The organism is Formosa sejongensis (assembly GCF_033447105.1).
Taxonomy (GTDB): domain Bacteria; phylum Bacteroidota; class Bacteroidia; order Flavobacteriales; family Flavobacteriaceae; genus Formosa.
The window spans coordinates 1-1068 of record NZ_JAWQUN010000056.1 but is presented as its reverse complement, the minus strand read 5'-3'; the positions used below and the strand labels follow the sequence as shown (position 1 = coordinate 1068).

The following is a 1068-nucleotide window of genomic DNA, read 5'->3' as shown; positions in this document are numbered from 1 at the left end:
AAACGTTTAAAAAAAGAGAAAGGAAATTTTGTTCCGCAAAGTTACCTTTGTGGTGCACCACAAAAACCCTTTCTCCGATGATAAATATAACATTGTTTTCTCAAATAATTTCAAAATTAGATAGTTCAAAGTTTAAGCGCTTAGTCAAGTTACATAAGAGCGATAAGCATCAAAAAGGTTTTGACAGCTGGTCACATTTAGTTTCTATGTTATTTTGTCAATTTGCAAAAAGTCAATCTGTTCGAGATATTAGCAATGGCCTTCGCTCTGCTACAGGTAATTTAAACCACTTAGGCATGCATAAAGCACCATCAAAATCTACGGTAAGCTACCAGAATAAGAATCGGAGTTGGGAACTCTTTAGGGACTATTATTATGTGCTTCTAGAGAGTCTTGGACAGCAGGCTAGTATGAAACGTACAAATTTCAAGATAAAATCTAAGATATTCTTACTAGATGCGACCACCATAAGTCTTTGTTTAAGTTTATTTGATTGGGCTAAATACAAAACGAAAAAAGGCGCCGTAAAAATGCACACTTTGCTTGATTACGACGGACATCTACCTGCTTATGTAAACATTACTGATGGTAAAACAGCCGATAATAAAGGGGCCTATGATGTTCCGCTTTTAAAAGGCAGTGTTATTGTTGCCGATAGATTTTATAATGATTTTTCGCTTCTCAATGTTTGGGACAGCAATGGTGTATATTTTGTAGTGAGACATAAAAACAACATAAAATTTAAAACAATAAAAGAACGTGAACTACCAGACAACAGGCATCAGCACGTTTTAAAAGATGAACTCATTGAACTGACCGGGACTCAAACGCAACAGAAGTATCCTAAAAAACTCCGCAGGGTTGCATTATGGGACGACAAAAATCAGCAAACCATAGAGGTCATTACCAACCAAATGTCTTGGACAGCAAACACCATAACCGAACTCTACAAGGCTAGATGGGAGGTAGAAATCTTTTTCAGAGACATAAAACAACAATTGCACATAAAATCCTTTATCGGAACAAGTCAAAATGCAGTGATGATACAAATTTGGACAGCATTAATAA

General features: G+C 35.9%; 1 protein-coding gene. It reads left to right on the top strand.

What is annotated here, in order from left to right; genetic code table 11:
- Positions 1-77 precede the first annotated feature (77 nt).
- On the top strand, positions 78-1068 hold a 991-nt coding region (locus tag R6X41_RS19730), incomplete at its 3' end, for an IS4 family transposase (RefSeq protein ID WP_318502074.1).